Annotated in this window: 1 protein-coding gene (cut by a window edge); it reads left to right on the top strand. The window is 72.7% G+C overall.

Annotated elements, in window-relative coordinates; all coding sequences use genetic code 11:
* Positions 1 to 258: 258 nt before the first annotated feature.
* Positions 259 to 22,126, top strand: partial view of a hypothetical protein gene (locus HC362_RS06075; protein WP_243082897.1) — the beginning only. Its footprint extends 56,393 nt past the window's final position; 21,868 of the gene's 78,261 nt are visible here — the first part of the coding sequence; it begins with the start codon at positions 259 to 261; its stop codon lies off the right edge, out of view.

Genomic DNA, 22,126 nt, shown 5'->3' with positions numbered 1-22,126 from the left:
CATCGCAGCCAGACAGCTAGGCAGTACACCCCATGAGTCGAAGCCCGCATCACCGCCTGATCCGCAGCGTCGCGCCGGTCGCGCCGGACGGGACGTCCCCGGCTACGTCCGGGCGGCAGCCGAAGTCCCTCGGCGCCGTGCGGCATATGGGCAGGCGGGCACGCTCCGCGTCGGAGCCGGAACTCCACGCGCACTTCGGGACCGTTCACCAGGCGGCGGGCGCCGCCGCACAGCAGGACGTCTGAGAGGAGCCCGGCGGTGAAGAGCTGGCGTGATGAGCTGCAGGGTCTGGACATCGACAAGATCTGGGAGATGGGCAACGCCTGGATCCGGCTCGGCGACATGCTGCACGAGCGGAAGTACGACCTCGATGACCGAGTGCTGTTCTTCGACGACAAGTGGTCGAGCAGGGCCGCCGAGATGATGCAGGCATGCTGGCGTGACGGCCTGAGCGATCGGTGGAACTCGGCCATCGACGCCGCCTGGAAGATCGGCCAGGCGATCAACGCCTACGCCAACAAGATCAAGGAGCTGGCGGAGGAGAAGGCGAAGGCGGAGAACGCCAGTGTCTGGTCGCTGATCTTCGGGACGATCCTCGGCCTCGCGACGTTCGGCGTGGGCTCGTTCCTCAGCGCGGCGATAGCGCTGTCAGCAAGGCTCGCGACCTTGCTGACGAACATCGGCAGGACGCTGTCGCAGGTGCTCAACAGCTTCACCCGCGGCGCGCTGGAGATGCTCGGCGGCGCGGGACTCGGCGCGGCGCTGACCGCCGGCATCGACCGTGCCGCGGGCGAGGCCGGAGCCGCGGCGGCGGGGACCGAGTTCCACGAAGACCCGGAGATGGCGGGCCTCAGCATGGGCATCGGCGCCCTCCTGGGGCTCTTCCCCGGGGCCGGCCGGCTGGGCCAGGGGGGCGGCCGAGGGGTCCAGGAGACCGTGCGGGGCGTGGTCCAGAACTGGTGGAAGGCGACGGGCGGCGGCAGGGGCCCGGCGACGTCCGCCTGGAACCAGGCATTCGGCGACCGTACGGCGTTCCCGCCCAAGTGGCAGGGCAGCGGGGACGCGCGCACCAACACCAACACCAACTTCGGCGCCGGGAATCTGAACGTCGGCGGGCTCCACACCTCCCCGCCCTGGAAGGGCTCCACCGACGGCACTGTCGGGACGGGCGGCGACCGCGGCGGGGCGTCCGTCTTCTCCCCGGGGGGTACTCCGCCTCCGCCGCTGCGCGGCACCGTGGGCAGTGGCGATCACGGCATGCCCGGTTCACCGGGCGCTCCCGGCGCCCTTGACGGGACGGGTTCGCGGGGCGGCGTGGCCGTTCGGCCGGAGGGCACACCTCCCGAGGGGCCGGGCGGCACGCCGGTGGCTCCTGACGGCCCGCCCACGCCCGGGACCTCGCACGGTGCGGAGGGGGCGCAGTCCGGCGGCGTGCCGCCCGTCCCGCACTCGGGTGTGCCGCAGGGTCCGGTGGCGCCCGAAGGGCGCAGCGGCACCGTCGCGCCTCCGCAGGGCCCGCCCCGCCGCGAGGGCGGCCCCGGGGGGTCCGCCGGCACGGACGGGTGGACACCCCCTACGGACGGAACCCCGCAACCCCCGCTCCCGCAGCAGGGCACCTCGGCGACGGGTGCCGGGCACCAGTCGTCCGGTCCGCCGTCCTCCGAGGCCGGCCGGTCGGTGTCGCCGCAGGAGCAGGCGGGTACGTCGGGTCCTGGCGGGACCGCATCCGGTGGCGAGCCGCTGGTCCCCGTCGGGACCGGTGGCCGTGGGACGCCGCCGGTCGGCAGCGAATACGGCACGCCGCCGCCCGCGCAGCAGCGCGGCAACCCCGGTGCGGGGGACGCCAGGAACGACGGCGGCAACAATGCCGCACCCCCGAGCGGCGACGGGCTGACCCGCCGCGGCGACGACCTGACGGCGCCGCCGGCCCAGGGCGACCGTGGCGGCCAGAGCGGCGGCTCGCCGCAGGTACCGGCCCAGACGCCGCCCAGGGGCGCGGAGCAGCAGGGCACCGCACCGCAGGGTCCCACCAACGCGCCGCACGAGGGCGGTTCGTCCGGCCCCGTGGAGGCGAACCCCGGAACGGACCCCGCCGCGCGGCCGGGGAACGAGAGCGGCGCGGGTGCGCCCGAGGGGCAGGTCCGGCAGCCCGCGGGGCCCGAAGAGCCCGGTTCCCACGGTCCGGGGCAGCAGGTGGCTCCCGGCGGCGGAGTGGAAGGCCCCACCCCGCCGGCGGCGACGGGTGCGGGTGGAGGTGAAGCGGCAGCACTGGTGCCCCCCGTACCGCGGGGCGGCGCGGGTGCACCGCACGAGCAGGCGCCGCCGCCGGCGAGGACGACCCAGCCCGGGGACCGTACCGTCGAGCAGCGGCCCGGCGAACAGCGGTCCGACGGCACCACGATCGACCGCCCCGGGCAGGAGCAGACGGGGACGCGCGGGCACGAGGACGGCACCGTCGCCGCCGGCGGTACGTCGACGCGCCCGTCCGACGCCTCCTCGACGCGCCCGTCCGACGCTTCCGGGGAGAACTCTGCCCGCTCGCAGGGCCAGGAGCACGAGGCGGGTCCGGACAAGGTCCAGGGCCAGGGTCAGCGAGGCGCCGAGGAGTCCGCGCTGGTGGCCGGGCAGCGGCCCGACAGCACGCCGGGCGGGACGGCGCGGGGCGAGACCGTGCGGACCGGGGACGGCCAGGTGCCGTCGCGCGGCTTGCAGCAGCAGCGGACCGGCGAGTCCGGTCCTCCCGCGGCGAACAAGACGTCTGCCACGGGTGGTTCCGTGCCCGGTCGTTCGGTGTCCGGTACGGCGGAGCGGGACGGGGCGCGGGGCGAGACCTCGCGGGCCGGGGACGGCCAGGTTCCCGGCGACGAGACGGCGCCCGTGGTCGAGAGGCAGGCGCAGCAGCCCGGCTCGACGGCGGGGCCGAAGGGCGAGACCGCGGTGTCGGACCGCGGGTCGTCCGGCCCGGTGGACGCGGGCCGGACGGGGACGCCGGGGCGGAACGACGGGTCGTCGGGCGACCTCGGTGCCCCGGCGGGTCGGCGCTCCGTGTCCGGGGAGTTGGCCCCTGAGGGGTCGGGGAGTGGCCGGCCCGGCAGCGTCACCCACGAGGGAGACGGCCGCATCGCGGTCGCCCCGGAGGGTTCCCATGGCGAGGTGGCCGGCGGCGAAACCCACGGTTCCCCGGCGGCCCCCGATGCGGACGGCGCGGTCGGACACCCGGCAGGCCAGGGCGAGCACCACGCGGCGGGAGGGGGCGAGCAGGGCGCGGTCGCCCCGAACGACGGGGAGCCCGCCCCCTACACCTTTGACCAGCACGACCCGGCCCGGCACGCGATGCTGGAGGAGCTGAACAAGGCTCGGGACGAGGACTTCCTCCAGAGGCGGTTCCCCCAGGCCGAGCGGGAGAACCACGAAGTGGCCGCGGCGAACTCCGCGGCGACAAAGGCTGTTCAGGATTACAAGGACAATCCCACGCTCGGTATCCCGAAGGAAGAGTCGATACCCCCGGAGATCCGGGCGAGGAAGGCGGGACTGAACGAAGATCTCGTGCCGGAGGTGGCCGACGCGGTCCGGGAGGCGGTGAAGAAGCTCCGCTATGACCGCGGCCGGATGACCCCGGACGGCATGGTCGAGATGCCGGACTTTCCCACGCTTGTGCGCAACGAGATCATTACCTCGCTCGGCTCCCGGGTGTCCGAGGTGGACCTGGACACCGCGGTGCCGGCCATGCTGAGTGAGGAAGCGGACTACGGGCCCAAGCAGTGGTTGGTTGAGGCGGGTGTGCCGGAGGACATGGTGCCCCGGTTCGTCGACGCCTACAGGATCGCCCTGTACGAGCGCTTCCGGAGCCCGGTCACCGCCGAGCGTGCAGCCGAACTGCGTGACTGGCCGCACGCGGCGCCCGACGACGCGCTCTTCGCCCAACTGCTCACCGAGCAATTCGGTGCGGCGATCGCCTGGTCCGGCCGCGGTCTCCCCCTCGACGCCATCGTGGACCACGTCCTCAGCAAGAACGCGTACCTGGCTCACCGGCAGACGCCGCATTGGGAGCAGGCGGTCAGGCAAGAGCACGTGAGCGCCGTGCGGGAATTGCTCAATCTGCTGCACAAGGGGGAGATCTCCGAGGCGGGCTACCGCAGCCGCGTCGAGGCTCTGGAAGCCGGCCTGCCCGACAAAATCTTTGAGCACGTCGCCGCCAGGCAGGGCGCGCAGAGCCTGCTGGAGAATTACGACCGCTTTGTGTCCGAGCGGTCCGGCAAGTCCGGTCCTCCGGCGACGGACAGGACGTCCGGCACGGGCAGTTCCGCGTCCGGCCTGGCGGAGCGGAACGGGGCGCGGGGCGAGACCGCGCGGGACGAGACCACGCGGACCGGGGACGGCCAGGCTCCGGGCGACGAGAAGGCGTCCGTGGCCGGGGGGCAGGCGCAGCAGCCCGGCACGGTGGCGCGGCCGGAGGACGACGCGGTGTCGGACCGTGGGTCGTCCGGTTCGGTGGGCGAGAGCGACGGCCGTGTCGCGGTCGCCGGGGAGGGTTCTGGCGGCGAGGTGGCCGGCGAACCCCACGGTTCCCCGGCGGGGTCCCCCGCCGCGGACGGCGCGGTCGGACACCCGGCGGGCCCGGGCGAGCACCCGGCGGGAGGGAGCGAGCAGGGTGCGGTCGGGCACGAACGCGAAGTCGCCCCGAACGATGGGGAGCCGTCCTCCCACACCTCCGAGCCGGGCGACCTGGGCGGTCAGAACGCGATACTGAAGGCCCGGAACGACACGGAGTTCAGCCAGAAGCAGCTCTCCGAGGCCGAGCGGGACGCCTCCGTCACAGCGGGGGACACAGCACCGGCCGACGCGCCCTCGGACGTCCCTCAGGGCGGTGCCTCCTCGGTGCGGGAGGAGCCCGAGGGCCGCCACGCCATGGAGCTGGACGACAGCGCGAGAGGTGCGTGGGCAGCCGAGGGGGCCGCTGCCGACATGTACAAGGAAAAGTTGGCCGGGGGTGGACGGACAGCGGCCGAGAAGGGTCCGGACCGGCCGTCCGCGAACAAGCTGACGAAGACGAGCACGGGCGACAAGGTCGTCAAGGCGGCACACGACTTCACCAAACACCGCGACCAGAAGCAGTTCGCGCGGGACGTCCTGGATTCCATGGGCCCGCGCCCGGACGGACTGAAGGCGCGCCCTGTCCAGCACCCGGACCGGCCGTCCGCGAACAAGCTGACGAAGTCGGGCACGGGCGCCAAGGACGCCGCGGCGGTACGGGACGTCGCCGGCAAGCCGGCGGCACAGCACCAGGCCGTGCGGGACGAGGTGGCCCGGGCGACCCGTGCCTGGCTGGACGAGGGCAGGACCGGCACGGACAAGAAGGGGAACGTCCACCCCACGTCCGACGAGCACTATGCCGTGTTCGAGCAGCAGGTCGGCCGCCTGATGTCCGAGGAGAACCGGGCGTTCGTGGCGCCCGCCGCCCGGGACTTCCTCAACGGGAAGCTCACTCGTGAGCAGTTCGACCAGAGGCTGACCGACCTGGCGACCGGAGATATCGAGTCCGGCTCGACGCCGGGCGGGCAGGGTTCCCGGCCGGCCGGCTCGGAGCCGGGTGGCGGCCGGGGTTCCGGGTCGGCCGTCGACTCCAGGGACGTCCCGGCGAAGCCGGTGCGCTTCGAGCCGTCCCAGGACAGTGCAACGCTGCTCTACGAGCAGGCACAGGAGCTGGTGGGGACGACGGCCAGCCGGTTCCTCAGCGGACATATCACGTACGGACAGTTCGCACAGCGGGTCTCCAACCTGGCGTCCGAGCTGGGCGCGCATCCGTGGAACACGCAGTCGCTCGTGGAGAGCGGCCCGGCCGACTCGGCGGGTGTGGCCCACACCGGCTCGGCGGATGGGTCCCACTCCGTCACGGAGCGCCCGTCCGCCGACTGGAGCCCCGCCCCCGACGCGCCGAAGGGGCCCGTGTTCCGCAACGCCGTGGAAGAGGGCATAGCGCGCGCCAGGCTCGCCGACGATCTCGCCAAAGACATCCTCCGACTCGCCCCCGAGTACCGCCTCGGCAGGGACGGGAGCGACGAAGCCGGGTTCATCAAGGCCGTTGACGAGTTGGTCGACGGACGGATCAAGGGCCTGGACAGCTCGCTGGCGCTGCTGCAGGACGAGGACCGCGCCTGGGGGCAGCTCGTCCGGGAGACGGACGCCGCCCGCACCATGTCGCCGGAGGCTCTGAAGGATCTGAGGCACAAGTTCCACGACGCTTATCGTGCCGCCACCAACAAGCTGGTGACCGGGGACGGCACCAGGATCGAGGTATGGGACAAGCCGCTGGCGGAATGGCTGGGCCACGGCTCGTTCCCCGGCTTGGAACCGACGCTGGCGCTCTGGAAGGTCCGGCTGGAAAACGAGAGCCTGGTGCGCAAGCTCGAAAGTGACCTGCAGGACGCCGTGCCGACACATCTCAGCCTGCGGAACGCCGACCGTGGCTACGCCCCCGGGACTGATGCGGCCGTTTTCGACGCCAACGAGGTGGTCGAACCGGCGATCTCCGAGGTGCAGGCCGCCGGCGTCCGGATCGTTGGAGGGAGCGACCCGGAGAAGCTGTCCATGGAGGTCTTGCTGCGTCAGCGAGCGGCGATGCTCCAGGAGTACGACTTCCAGGCCAAGAACATGCCCGCCCGTATCGACGCTCTGGTCGGCGCGAAACAGGCGAAGGAACTCGTCGAGCAGGAGACCCCCAAGTGGATCGGTGAGCCCGACACGCCGGCGGAGAAGCAGGTGTCGGAGCACGCCCCCAAGCAGGCGCACGAAAGCTACATCGAGCGGATCGGTCACCCCCGGGAGACACTGCGGGCGCTGACCGAGCGGGCGGAAAAGCTCCGCGCACAGGCCGACAGCCGCCAGCAGGAGGTGTATTTCGCCCTTGCCGAGGCCAGCCGGTTCCGTACGAACATGGGACTCTGGCAGAAGGTGGATGCCCTCCAGGCGCGGGCCGACGAGGCGTACGCACGGGCGGCGGAAGCCGATCGGGCGGCGGACGAGTTCGCTGAGAACATCACCCCGAACGGCTTGTGGAAGCCGAAGGTACTCCAGGCCCGGCAGGACGCGTACTACTACCAGGACCTTGTACCGCTTGTCCTGTCCCTGCCCGAGCGCGTCAAGTACGAGGCGGACTTCCACGCGACGCTGTCCGATGCCGCCCTCCAGTTCCACGGCCTGATGAGGGACGGGCGGTATCTGAGCCCCGAGGAGCTGGCCTCCCCGGACACCGTGAAGGGCGCCCTGCTCGGTCGGGACGTGAACTCCGGACGTGCCTGGCAGCACTTCGATATCCGCCCGCGGCAGGAGGGCAAGCTGGCCGACGACTACCGCCAGAAGACTGCCGAGAACCACAGCAAGGCCTTCGCCCCCCGCGACCGCGATGTGGACGCCGCGCTCGCCTATGAAAAGCAGCACGGCGACGCCTTCGGGACGCAACTGAACAGCCTCAGGGACAAGTATGTGAAGTGGGCCGAGGGGCTGGGGCAGAGAGAGCAGCAGGCGAAGGAGGCCGCCGAGCACGAGGCGTGGCGCGAGCGGATGCAGAAGTTCCACGCCGCCTCTCTGGTCAGGGACGAGATCCGTGCGCAGGCGCTCGGCGAGAAGCGGCTGCCGGACGGGTCCTTCTCCCAGGAGCACCGGCTGCCTGCCACCTCGCTCTCCGACGGGCGCGTGAGGGCCTACTACCAGGCGCAGGCCAAGAACATCGAGGCCCGCTTCGACAAGGACTGGCAGTCCTACGAGAAGGTGTCGGGCACGCCTGCCGCTCAGCAGGCCTTCGACGACCTGATGGACCAGACGCGGCAGCGTTGGTCCGAACTCAACCAGCGAGTCCAGGACCGGGACGCCGTCTACCGGGAGTGGCGGGACAACCCCGAGTGGCACATGGACCTGAAGACCTTCAGGTCCGAGCGCACGCCCGCGCCCCAGGTGCCCACTGCGAGGGATGTCGGCCGGTACCGTACGCCCGCCGTCGAGGAGGTCCCCGACGAGCAGGCCGGCGTCATCGGCCGCAGTGCCGGTGACGAGCTGCTCGTCGAGGACCCGCTGCCCCAGCCGTCGGCCCACGAGTCGGCTGCCGCCCATGAGGCGCTGTGGGGGCAGGAGGGCAGCTCCGGGGCGCAGAACGCCGGCCGGCACTCGTCTCCGGCCGCAGAGACGGAGCTGGGCCGGGAGTCCGGCGGTGCGCGTGCCGGTCTGGACGAGGGTGCCCAGGGCACCGTGGGCTCCGAGAGCGTCACGTCCTTCGAGGGTGTCGCGGGGCGGGCGGATGCCGGCGCGGCGGTGCGGGCGTCCGCCTTGGCGGCGGGTTCCTCGGGCATGGCGTCCCAGGTGTCGTCGCAGACGCAACAGGAGTTGCAGCAGGAGTTCCAGTCGCCGCCGAGCACCGTGCCGGACGCCGCCGAGGACGCGCTGGCGAAGCTGGCCTCGGTACGGGACACCCTCGGGGACCGGGCGACGGCCTACCAGGTGTTCGACGAGGAGCTGGGCGGCTACGCCGGAGTGTCGCTGTCGAGCACCCCCCAGCTGCGGCCGGTCCGCGAGTGGTTCGCCGATGCCTGGACGCAGGCCCCGCGGGGCGAGGAACAGGCGGCGGTCACCACCGAGCTGCACGAGCGGATGGACGGCATCGTGCGCCACCGGGCGGCCGACAGCTGGTTCGACGAACACGTCGCGTCCACCGTCACCGCCGATGCGCCCGCGCCTCGCTTCACCTTCCAGTCCGAGGAGCCCAGCGAGAGGAGCTTCCACCACTCCCCGGCCGCGAAGGACGTGCGGACCGCCTTCCACGCGGCCGCGGCCGACGCGGGAGTGGTCTTCCAGGAGGACACCGACCACAGCGCGCCCGCCGTCACCGACCTGGGTGAACGGTTCGTGCAGCGTTACGCCCAGGCGCACGAGCAGTGGCGGGACGCCCAGAAGGCCGGCCGCATCGTGGACGGGATCATGAATGAACCCGTCGGCGACCACGGGCTCACCCCGCGGTTCTTCAGCCCCCAGCTGCCGGCTGAGACCCGCCATGCCTACGAGGAACAGATCCACCGTCTCCAGGACCAGTTCCGGCACGACTGGAACGCGGTGGCGCAGGCTCCCCCCGAGGATCTGCAAGCCCAGCGGCAGGAACTGACGGACAACCTCCGGCAGGCGGTGCGGGACCTTTCCACCCGCGCCGAGACGGCGGGGCTGTACGCCCTCGACCTGAAGGAACTGGCCGAGCTGCGCACCGCCGAGCGGCACTGGGACACGGAGACGCAAGGCTGGTTCCAGGAGCGCAAGCAGGAGCTTGTCAGCCAGTACGGCGAGGAGCTGGGCTTCGGCGCCCGCGGCCTCCTCTCGGAGAACGAGCGGCGCGCCGCGGAGCGGGACTTCACCCGCCGGCTCGACGCGCTCGCCGAGGTGGCCCGGATGCGGCACCGGGCGAACGTCGAGTTCGACGGGCTCCTGTCCCGGCAGGAGACCGAGCAGGACACGGCCGCCGTCCACGACTACCGGGTCGTCCGCTGGGCCGAGGAGCGGGCGCACGAGGCGCGCACGGCGTACATCGACGCCTACCTGGCCCACCAGGCGTCCCCGGCCGCCGCCGAGGAGCAGACCGGCCAGTCGCAGGCCGGACAGCAGTCGCAGTCCGGACAGCGTGCCGAGCAGCAGTCCGGGCAGCAGTCCGCGCAGCAGGACAGCGCCGCCGAGGGGCAGTCGGGTGCGACAGCGCAGGTGTCCGTGCCCTCCGTGCCGTCGTGGGTGGCGGACGGCGACTGGCGGCGCGCCGCGTGGCCCACCCTGCTGACCGGGCTGTTCGACGCCGAACTCGCCACGCAGCGGCAAGCGGAGCAGGGCCAAGCGACACAGGGACAAGCGGCGCAGGGGCAGACGCAGGCGCCGCCCGGGTCGCAGGCGGTGCCGGCCGGGGGCGCCCAGGGCGCGTCGGAGGAGGACCGGCAGCTCTTCGACCGGTTGTTCGGCGTCTGGGAGTCGCTGCACCAGGGGCAGTTGCGGGACCGCGGCGTCGATGCCGACCGGGTGTACGAGGAGGTGTGGCGGGCCCACGAGAGCCGGCTGCGCTCCCGGGACGACGCCGACGAGGCGTGGGACCGGCTGTCCGGGCAGTTCGATCTCGTCCTGGCCCAGCAGACCACCGTGGCACGGGGTGGCCGGCTGTTCGACCGGTCCTTCACCGCCTGGTCGCGCTCGGAGGAGGCGGTCAAGCTCCCGGCCCCGGCCGTCGAGGCCGTGCGGAAGGAGGTGCGTGACACCTTCCTGCGGGACCTGACGAAGGCGGCGGGCGAGGTGTTCGACAGCCCCGCCGCCGTGCGCGAAGGGCTGCGGGACGCCGTGCAGCAGGTCCGCGAGCGGGCGCACGCGCTGGCCGAGGGAGTGGGGAACCAGGCCGACCGCGCGGCGGGCTTCCACGTCGAACGGCAGCGGCTGAGTGACGCTCTCAAGGACGCCCTGGGGGCGCTGCCCACCCACCTCGGCCCGCTGCTGAAGGTGCTGGCACCAGGTGTGCCGGTGGAGGCGGCGCTGTCGCGGGCCGACGTCCTCTCCGTGTTCACGCAGGCGGACAGCGAACTGCGGACCGCGTTCGACCGGACTTTCCAGGACGCACCGCCGCAGCACGCCACCAGCGACGACAAGGCCGCCTGGAAGCAGCGGTACACCGAGGTCGCCGCCTCTCTCCCGGGCCGGCTGCTGCACCACGCCGCCCGCCGCGCCGTCGAGCAGGACGCCGTACGGCAGGTGGACAACGCCATCCGGTCCTGGGAGGAGGACAAGGGGCTGGTCGGCGGGGCGTTCCAGCGCCGTTTCGGTGTCACCTCCGGTACCGGGCTGGACGCCTCCGTCCGGCTGCCGCTGGAGGCCGGCACGGCACGGGCGGCAGCCGCCGCGTTCGACCGGTTCTTCGCCGAGGACAGCTTCGTGCCGGCACCGGCCGACCGGAGGACCGGCGCCACGTCCACGCTCTGGGAGCGCTGGCGGCACGACATCGGGCAGGACCGCCGGACGTCCCAGTGGCGTGAGCTGCACTCCCGGGTCACCGGTGCGCCCGCGCTGCACACGAAGTTCGCCGAGGAGCTGGGCCGCCGGGTCGCGCACGAGGAGGCCGGGCGCAGCTTCGACGAGCAGCTCGCGGCCTGGGAGGAGCAGCACCCCGGCCGGACGTTGGCACCGGAGGCGGTGCGGCGCGTACGGGAGGACTACGTACGCCAGACCGACGCCGCGTTCCGCGACACCTTCGGTACGCGCGTCGGCGAGCCGGGCGCTCTGAACAGCCGGGTGTCGACATGGAACCGGCGTGCCGGCGCCCTGGGCGGTGTCCTGCCGGCGCACTTCGACTTCGAGGCGTGGGCCGAGCCCGCACTGCACCGGACAGGCGCGGCGGCGGACGAGTTCGCGCGGCGGCACGGGCTGGACGAGGACCGGCTGGCCAAGCTGGGCGACGACGCCCGCGACCTGTTCCGCTGGCTGTGGGCACCGGTGTCGCTGGCGTCCTCCTGGGCGGCGGCGGAGGCGGCGACCGGCGACCGGTTCGCCGCCGGGGTGGCCGACCACCGGGAGCGGACGGCCCAGGCGGCGGACGACTCCGACGCGTGGACGGACATCGACGACACCGCGACCGACACCGCCAGCGAGACCGCGACGGAGGCCACCGAGGAGACCGCCGGCGAGGCCGTCACCGAGGCCCACGCCGGGGCCTCGGTCGGTGACGCCGAGAAGGACTTGGGCGGTCCCCGCGGGCGTGCCGAGGACGAGTCCTCCGTCACCCCGGAGGAACAGGACGGCTCCGCGGCGGCCACCACTTCCGACCAGCAGGCGCCCACAGCGCAATCGGCGCAGCGAGAGCCGGCGCAGGAGGGGCAGCGGCAGGAGACAGGGACGACGTCGGAGTACGCCGTGTCCGGCGACGGGGCGGCGGAGCCGGTCCGGCAGGAGAACTCTGCCCGTTTCCCCGCCGCTGCCGAGGACCTCGACGACGGCCGGTCCGACCAGGGCACCGAGGGCGCCGGTGACAGCGACGGAAGCGCGTCGGACTCCGCGAGCACCGCGGACGCCACGGACAGCGACTCGGCGAGCAGCCACTCCACCGAAGCGTCGGCTTCCGACACCGACACCGACACCGAGTCCGAACTCGGCGCCGGCTACAGCGAGGAGCTGCGCAACCTGCGCCGCACGGTCCAGAACCTGGAGAACCGGCGCACCTGGTGGCGCATGCGGCACGGCATGCGGCCGCCGCAGCAGGAGGACAGGGGCTACGGCTACCCGGCCGTGCCGACCACCGTTCCCGAGAGGCTGCCCACCAGGGACCCGCGCCCGATGACGGAATCGGAGCAGCGGTCCTGGGCGCAGTTCGTCGTGGACCGCCGTCACGAGGTGTGGGAGGACCCCCTCGGACTGCCGCCGCGTCCGGTGGAGAACAGGGCCTACGAGGACGGCCCGGCGTACCGGGACGCGCTGGACTACCTGCGCGAGCTGCACCGCGAAGTGTTCGTCGGACAGGGGCAGGGGCAGGTGCAGGCGGCCGGCATCGGTGCGTCCTCGACGGCCCGTTCCGCCACCACGGCCACGGCCACGGCCACCGACTCCGCCGCCGCCACGGTCACCACGGGCGGCTCCGCCGACCGCATCGAGGACGTGGTGGCGGGCCGGGTGCCGCTGCCCGCCTGGGCCGCCGCCTTCGACACGGTCCGGGCCATGTACATGGTGCTGCCCGGCGGCCCGGGCGACCCGAAGTTCAGCGAGGAGAACGTACAGACCTTCGCAGACGGCAGCAGTCTGCCCGAGCACGCCGTGAGGGAAAGCGGCACACGGATCAGCCTCCACGAGCCGGAGACGGTGGCGGAGAAGATCGTCGATGCCCTCCGGCCGCACCCCGAGGACCGGCAGCGGCTGCACGACGATCTGCTGCGCGACATGAGGTCCCGGCCGCACAACCTGCTCGGCGACATCCCCGGGAGGCCGGGCGAGCGGCAGCACGCGGCCGAGCCCGGCCGGGCGGGCGACGGCAAGACCGTCACGTTCCGGGGCGCGGACGGCGTGTGGCGGCTGGCCAAGATCCGGATGCACAACTTCGGCGACTACTCGGTCTACGAGGGCCCCCAGAGTGCCGAAGCCACGAAGAGCGCCGAAGCCACGAAGGGCACCAAGGACACCGCGGCCGGCCCCAAGGTGCACCAGCGGCAGCGCACCCACGACAAGAACGTCCGGGCGGCCCAGAAGGACTCCCCGGGTGCCGTCTCCCTCGGTGGTGGCTTCTGGCCGCCGATGGGCGATCCGAGCGGCCTGTTCCGCGTCGACGTCAACTTCTCCCACAACCGGGAGCAGTACAAGAGCACTTTCCAGCACGCCGCCCAGGAGACCCGTCAGGTGCGGGACCAGAAGGGCGGCAAGGCGTACACCAACAAAGCGCTGTACGACGTCGAGTTGTACGACCAGCGCTCCGTGGACGGCACGCTGGTGCCGTCCACGGTCGCCGGGACGGACACGCCGCATGTCCTGCGGTTCGTGGTCCGCGACGGCTTCGAGTGGCTGGTGCCGGACGGCATGACCAAGAAGGTGCCGGCCAAGCCCCAGGGGCTGCCCCGCGAGATCGGGTTCGCCGACGCGAAGCTGCCGGGCCAGGCCACGGGCCAGCTCGTCGTGGCCCCGGAGATGCTGCAGTGGCTGGTGCCGACCCTGCAGAAGTACACCGGCCTCACTCTGGACGACAACGGCGTCGACCAGGTGCTGAGGAGCTTCCAGGAGTCCCGGCTCAGCGAGGACATGTTCCTGGCCAACCAGAGCGGGTACGCCGAGGTGCTGCTTCGGACGGGCTCGGGCCAGGTCGCCGGCTCCGTGGAGTGGACGGTGCGGCCGGCTCCGGGGAAGCAGGCGGACCTCGTCCGTCCGGTCTACGACTCCGCGCTGCGGAGCGAGAAGGAGTTCATGCCCGCCGTCGCCCAGGAGCGGTCGCTGAACAAGAGCCTGGCGGTCACGGTCGGCGGAGGCGTCGGGGCCAACACCCCGGTCTTCCGGGCGCTGGGGGGCGTGGGATTCACGCTCGGCACGAGCAGAACCGACACCAACACGATCACGCACACCGGCGGCGTGTACACGGGGCGGGAGGACAAGGGCACCAAGGGCCTCTACCAGGGCCCCGTCGAGGTCCGCCTGAGGGTGAACGCGCCGCACCAGTTGGCCGGTTTCGACCTGCCCCCGCACTTGAAGAGGACGCGCCCGGACCCGGAGGAGCTGACGGCGTCCTTCGTCGGCAAGGTCCGGCTCCAGACGCCCCGGACCGAGGCGCGGAAGCTGGGCGGCTGGGACCCCGCCCGGAAGGTCAAGGGCGCGGACGGCGAGCCGCTGCATGTGCCCGAGATGCCGCCCGCGCTGCGTGGACACCATCCGCTGGCGCTTCCGGCCTTCGGCGTCGAGATGCTGGTGAGCCGCGCCGAACTGCTCAATGAGCCGAGGACGCAGCCACGGCCGCCCCGCTCACCCCTGCTGGGCCTCGCCCCCCGGTTCCGGGCCAACTCCTCGCGCAGCGGCACCAGTTCACCGTCCAGTGACGCCACACGCATGTCGTCCCCGCTGCATCGGCGTGTCAGGTCCGCACAGCACGCGGTGGGTGACCGGGAGCTGCTGGCGGTGCCGGACACCGACGGGCGCGGTGCGCTGCTCGGCGTCCCCCGGGGCCGCAGGTCGCGGGCCGGGTCGATGGTGGAGGGCCGGCAGGAGCTCCCGCTCCAGTTCCGCGACCGGCGCCGGGGAAGTTCGGCCCCCCCTGTGCCGGAACGGCTCCAGGTGCCCCGTTCGCCGCTCGCCGGTCCGGCGGCGGAACCGTTCCCGCTGGTGGAGGAGCCGGCACTGCTCGGTCCCGCGGAGCTGAAGGACATCGTCAAACGGGTTCTGAAGGCCGACCGCCACCTTCGGAAGTGGGTGGATCCGGCCCCGTCCCAGCTCCGGCGCGGGGTGAGGAACGTCAAGCACGTGGTGGGCCCGCCGGCGAGGAAGGCGGGGACGCGCTTGGGCGACGCCCGGCGGGCCGTGTGGGCCGCCCTGCGCGGCCGTCCGATACCGCACCGGCGCGCGGTCAAGCCCCAGTTCGACACCCTGCACCGGAGGGCGATCAACGCGCTCCGCAACAAGCAGCTGATCGACCAGGGGTTCTCGCCGTTGACGTTGAACACCTGGATGCGCACGACGTTCGACACGGAGAGCGCCGCCTACACCGTCCAGCTCAGGCGCCCCGGCCTGCTGTCCCAGCGCACGCTCACTCTCACGTTCTCCGGCGACAGCTGGGAGCAGTTCAAGTGGAAGGGCTACGAACCGTACGAAAGCGAACGTGGGGGCCCCCGCGGGGGCACGGACAGGAGTAGCTCCTCCAACGCCGTTCAGGTCTCCGGTATGACGGTGGGCTTCGACGGCGGGCCGTCGTTCGCCGGAGGCCGGTTCACGCCCGGCGTGGGGCTGGCCGGTACGTCGTCCGCGTCCCGCCGGGGCGACCTCGGGTACGGGGCCACGTTCGACGGCACGGTCGTCTCGGACTCCGGCGTGCACCTCTTCGCCACGGAGTTCCGCCTGAAGGTCACGGCGGAAGAGCACATCGCGCCGCGTGGTCCGGTGCGCGCGATCTCCGGGAACGCGCTGGGCAAGCGCCCCACGCACAGGCCCCTCGCCGACGGGCCGTGGGAGGACGTCGAGCCGCGGAACGCGACGCCGGGCCAGCGGTCCCGCACCGTACCCGTCCGGCTCGGCGGTCAGCAGGACGGGGCGCTGTGGTACCGGGTCGGAGCGGTGGCCCACGTCCCCGACGCCCTGATGCCGCACAGCCTGACCGGCGTCCGCAAGCAGTCACCGGCCGACGAGTCGCTTGCCGTCCCGGGCCAGGAAGGGACCCGGCACAGCACGCTGCCCGCCTCCCGGGTGCTTCCCGAGCCGCAGGCACGGGCGCTGCGGGACTTCCTCGCCCACCGGCCGTTCCGGCCGGAGGAGCACACCCACCACGTTCCGCAGTGGGTCGGGCACGCGGAGCCGCTGGCGGACCTGATCGCGGACATGCTCGCTCGGATGTCCCCGGAGGGGACCCGGTGGATGTTCTCGGCCGCCGGCACCACGGAGCGGCAGACCATCGACCACTCCCTCGCCCCCGGACAGCTGGAGTCGCACCTGCCCGCGGTGCTCGCCGGCCAGTGGCCCGGGATGCGGACCAAGGTCACGGGCAGGTTCTTCGATCTGGAGGCCGAGATCGAGATCTCCGCCCTCCAGCACGGGCACCGTGTCAAGGACATCGTGGGGGACCGCCTGCGCAGTGACGGCGGCTACTCGGGCTCCTTCTCCGTGGGCAGCGGTATCACCAGCAAGCGTGGCTGGGAGGCCAGCGTCCGGGCGTCCGGCGCCGGCACCGTCAACAACGGCACGGCGGACGTGTTGCCCGCCACCATCGTCCCGAGCCCCACCTGGACGCTGTGGCAGCGTATGAAGAGCCAAGGGGTGTCGAAGGCGCTCACCTTCACTCTCCAGGCCGGCCAGACCCGCACGGGACGGCAGGCGCTGATCGAGCACGACAGCACGGTCTATGTGGTCACCGCCAGGGTCAGGTCCAGCAGGCCGCTGGCCACGGAGCACGAGAAGGTCGGCGCCGTGCTCGTCCAGAAGAGGTCGATGACCCAGCAGGACCTGCCGACCGCCATGGACCTGGGGCTGGTCAGCAACGGCCTGGACAGGCCGAAGCCGCTGCCGGCCGTCCGGCCGCTGCTGGCGGCGCCGATCCTGGCGACGGCCGAGGGATCGCTCGATTCCCGCGAGGTACTGGCCGCCTTCCGGCGGGCCCTCACGTCGGAGAAGCTGGGCAAGGTGCTGCCCGCCAGCGGTATCCGCGACCTCGGCGGGCTCTACGACAGCCTCGCCGTCCTGTTGCGCGACCCGCAAGAAGTCAGGGGCTTGTACGACCAGCTCAGCGCCCCGGAGGGGCTGTCGAAGCGGCACTACCACAACCAGTTCTTCGACCGGCATCTCCACTTCGGGTCGCTGCAAGGCACCGTACGGGTGCGGGTTCTTCGCGGTCAGCCGCAGTACCGGGGCGCACACCACCACATCGACGTGGAGCAGGAACTCAGCCTCAACGAGAAGAAGACGCAGACCCGCGGCATCTCCCGGCCGAAAAAGGTGGCGTTGCCCCTCACGGGGGTCATCGGCACCGAGAAGAACGACGCCTCCGGTGGTGCCCAGGGCCACAACGCGGTCATCGCCCCCGGATTCACGGCGGCCTCGTCCAACGCGCAGAGCACCGGCGTCGTCGATGAGATGAGCCGCAACCCGGCGCTGGCCATGCCGGGCGACTGGGAGTTCGACGTCCCGGTCTGGGTGGAACTGACCTACACCCGGGACAACGGCACCCAGGTCGTGGTGCGGGAGCCCGCCGGCCGGCTCGGTGAGCTGTACCCGGACCTGCTGGTGCGGCCCGTCCGTCCGGGCGCCGCGGGCACCGAGGACGGCACCGCGGAGGCTGTCCGGACGGACGGCGAGGGCGTGACGGTTCCGGCGCGGGCGGACACGGCACCCGTCGTCGTCCCGGTCCGCGCCGGCGACCGGTTGGCCGCACCGCAGGACCATCCGCTGGTCCGGCTCCTCCAGCACAAGGAGGTCAGCCTGCTCAACGGACCGGGTGGTCTCCAGCGGGAGAAGCACGTCCAGGCCGTTCTGAACCGTGCGATGAACTGGTACCGCGAGCGGCAGCCGGCCCAGGGCGGCGACGCGGTCACGACGCGGCCCGCCTCCGCCACGTCCTCGGCGTCCTTCGTCCCGGCGACCTTCCGCAACTCCTCGGACATCCCGCTCGACACCCTCGTCCGCACCCCCGGACCGGGAGCCCTCACCACGCTCGCAGACCCCGGCCCCGCACACCCCATCACCGTGACCATGGAGGTCTCCGTGACGGGCGAGTCCCGTCAGGCGGAGGCGGCCGGGAACGACACGTCCGTGCCCCGTCTCTCCAGGGATCCGGGTGCCTTCATCCACGCCGGCACCTCCGACGCCTACACCGTCACCACCGTCGTGGCGGAGCAGGCGCACGGGCCGTCGGGGAGGGGTGTGTCCGACGGCCGACAGGCTCTGCGCCTCACCCCGGAGCCGTGGCGCGGCCTGCGGGACTGGGCCGCCCGGAGCCCGCTGCTGCACGGCCGGGACCACACGTCCCTGACGCGGCCTGGCACCCAGGCCCAGGTCGCGCTGAGCCTGCTGGTCAGCTCCCGCGCGATGCAGCTCTTCGGGCAGGACGCCCTGGGGCCGCGGGGCTACCAGCTGCAGAGGGTGTACGACGGCAGCGCTCTGGGAGACGCGTACGCGGACGTGCGGGTGCATTGGAGGTTCCTCGAAGGAGCCGGCACGAAGGTGCTCGGTGCGACCCGCACCATCGAGAAGTACACCGACAGGCAGGCGGCGTACAGCGACCAGTTCGAGCAGGGTGCGTCCGGCTTCGAGGCGGCGTTCACGTTCAGCGGGCACCCCGCCTTCAACGAGGGCACCACGACCGGCAACAGCTTCCCCAGCGACAACCTGCCGATGCTCGGCGCCGGCGATTCCGGGGCCAACCAGCACGTGGACAAGTCCGTCTACCAGGTGCGGGGAGTCCCGTCCGCCGAGCCGCAGCTGCTGGTCGAGGTGGCCGGCTTGGAGCAGCGGGTGGCGGGCGAGGCCCACAAGAACTGGTCGAAGGAGGCGAAGGACTGGATTCACCGGGGCGTCCGCGGGCGGACGTACTTCGGGCGGGAGCGGACCGGAACCTACACGTCGTCGTTCGTCACCGAAGAACCGCTGTACGTGCTGGTGCCTGAGCGGCTGGCGCGGGAGTCCGGGCTGATCGACGACAGCACCTACCCGAAGGTGGTCAGCACCGCCTGGGACCATGTCGACTCGCTCCACGAGCAGATCCGCGCCACCTACAAGCAGCGGGAGCTGGCCGAGCACCGTGTGGAAAAGCTCTACAGGGAGCTGTACGACCTGCTGAGCGGGCCGGAGCGGACCGAGGCGCACGCCGTAGCCGTACCGCTGCACGAGCGGTACCGGGACCTGGTCCGGCGGCTGGGCGAACAGCTGGTGACGCGGGCCGGACTGCAGGACGCCTACGAGCGGCTGGGGATCGATCACGCCGAGGCGAAGCAGTCGGCGCTCGACCTGACGGAGTGGTACCAGCAGGACCCGGCGACCCGCACCGGGGAGCCGCCGGCCGCCTGGGAGCCCAACGCCCTGGACGAGGAGTTGAAGGCCGCCCAGCACCCCCTCGCCCCGGTCGGGGAGGGCGATGTGGCCGCACCGTCGCCCCACGAGGCGCCGGCGGAGATCCCTCTCTACCGCCGACGGGACGTGAAGGACCTGATCAGGCGTGCCGGCTCACCCGGTGGCGAGTGGGACGGCCCGCATGTGCCGCCCCAGCACCTGGAGCTGCGTGAGTGGCTGAAGGCGGACGCCCTGCGCGACCTGGTCCGGGACAAGCGGGCGGAGTTGCATGCGGCGCGGACCGCGGGGGACGAGCATGCGGAGACGGTTCGCAGCGGCGAACTGGCCTACCTCAAGAACGCGTTGAGTGGCGCCGTCCTCACCGGCGAGAGGATGCGCCAGGCCCTCGACCGGGAGCTGGACCGGCTGGACCGCGAGGCGCGCGAGTCCGACCACGAGGAGGCCGACGGCCGCGGGCAGCCGCAGGCCCAGGCCCAGGCCCGCCGGCCGATGGCACAGGAGGTCCGTACCCACCTGTCCATGGGCAGCCCGATCGCCACACCGCCGCGCGAGATCGAGGCCCTTGAGGCGATGCTCGACTCGGCCTGGAAGGGCGTTCCGGCGACGCATGCCGGCAGCGGCGGCACAGCGCACGACGGGGCCACCGTCACCGACGAGCAGCGGGCCTCGGTGGCATCGCTGGAAAGCGAGTTGCACCGGGCGAAGGTGGACCGGGCCGTACTGGACTTCGCCACACAGCGGTTCCCGCGGCCGTCGGCGATGCCCACCACGAGGGCGACCCGGGACCTGTCCGAGGCCGAACGGGAAGCGCTCCGGTGGACGGAGGCCCTGGACAAGCCGGTGCGCCCCGGGCAGGTGCGGGAGGCCGACGACGACGCGGTGACCCACTACACCGGCCCGGACGGAACGCTCTACAACGTCGTCGACCCGCACGACCCGCTCGTACCGGAGAGCACCAAGGGCGAGGGCCTGGTGCTGTCCCTGTACGCGACGCTGTACGTGCTGGCCCACCAGGGCCTGGCGGACAACCCCTACCAGGGCATCTCCACCGTGGAGCTGGCCGGGCAGGTCCGCAAGGACCTGGCCGACTGGGTGCGGGAACACCCCGACCTGGTCGCCGACTGGGCCGACCGGCAGTCGGACGACGTCTTCACTCCGGACGACCTGGCCGCAGCCGGACTCGACACGCTGGACCCCTCCGGCAAGGGCGCGCACCAGAAGGAGTTCGACGAAGAAGGCGTGCTGCACTTCAACGTGCCGACGACGCCCGAGCAGCGCGCCGAACTGCTGGCACGCCAGTTGGAACGCCCGGGCGGCACCGAGGTGACGACGGCCGGGAAGCTGACCGTGCCGACGGCCGGCTACGACAACTCCGCCATGGACCTCGCACCGCAGCTGTTCGCCTACCGGCACAACGTGGCGGTGCATGTGGTCGTGGCCGACCAGGGCGTGTTCGTCTTCCACCCGGGCGTCACCGGCGCGGTCACCGAGGACGAGGCGCCGGGCGACCTGCCGTCGGTGCACGTGCTGCTGGACGGCGACACCTACAAGGCACTGGTGCCGCGCCGCCTGGTGGACGAACTCGACCTGCCGCCCCGCCTCACGGTGACCGACCCGGACGGCGGCGTGCAGTCGGTCTCCGACTCCTGGCCGGTTGCCGTCCTCCGGACGGGCCGGGCCACGGAGCCGGCCGCCGGGCCGGTCACGGAGCCGGTGGTGGGCTCGGCCACGCGGCCGGGCGGCGAGTCGGTGACGGAGCCGGTGGCCGCGCCGGGCAGCGAGTTGGTCACGGAGCCGGTGGCCGCGCCGGCCAGCGAGTCGGCCATGGAGCCGGTGGCGCAGGGTGGTGCCATGGGGGACGTCGATGTGTCCCCCGAGGCCCCCGCCGAGCTGAACGAGGTCACCGCGTCCGCCGCCCAGGACTCCCTGTCCCCCGTCGAGGGGACAGGTGTGTCCACCTCCGGGGAGACAGCAGCGGCTACCGATGCGGTGGCCCAAACGCAGGGGGCCGGGCAGGCCGGACGGCCGGCCCTCACCGCCTCGCAGGTCGCCGTGCTCAGCAGCCGGCACCACGTCATGCTGCCCGGCTCCGACGCCACCGGCGGCCTGGTGAACGCGCTGAACTCGGTGGAGGCGGCGGCACTGAAGACGGCCGCGCTGGGCGGGCACGTTTGGGCCTCCGGCCCCAACGAGCTGCCCGGCCTGGTGGCCGACGCACTGGAAGCGGACCTGCGCCAGCCGTCCGCGAATCGCCGGTTCTGGCCGTCGATCGACGGTCTGCGCGCGCCCGGTTCGGACAGGTCGCTCATCGGCGAGCGCACGGACGAGCACCGCTTCGCCTTCGCCGCGTCACTGCGGTCCGGTGATGGAGCCGTCGCCGTCACCGGCCAGGAGGCGACCGGCGCGCCGCGACGGGCCTCCGACTGGGACCTGCTGGCGGCGACCGCTTCCGTGCTCGGCCTCCGGACGACAGTGGTGCTGTCCAACGGAGGCCTCTGGACGGTCGGCCCGGCCGCCGGCGACGAGATCACGCTGCTCCGTCTGGAGTCCGGCGACACCGGCAGGGCCGCGTGGGCCGCGGCGGTCCCGGTGCGGGGCGTGGTGGCGACCGCGTCCGCCCCCGCGCCGCGCACCGCCGAGCCTGTCGGGATCGGACAGGAGACGGCGAGCGCCCCGGCCACGCCCGCCACCACGGGCGCGGCGCAGTCGCCCACCAGCGTGGAAGCGCCGCAGTCGCAGCCCGTGACGTTCTTCGGAACCGATCCGCGCGCTGTCGAGGGTGTGCAGCAGGCCCGCGAGGAGCAGGACGGCTCCGGCACGGAGCAGGCCGACCAGGTGGCCCGGCGCATCGAGGACCTGGCCCTGGACCCGACGGACCTCCTCACCGACCCCGTCA

This window comes from Streptomyces sp. 891-h, assembly GCF_022760275.1.
Classification (GTDB): Bacteria; Actinomycetota; Actinomycetes; order Streptomycetales; family Streptomycetaceae; genus Streptomyces; species Streptomyces spirodelae.
The sequence above is the reverse complement of the archived record's forward strand: the minus strand, read 5'-3'. Positions and strand labels throughout refer to the sequence as shown.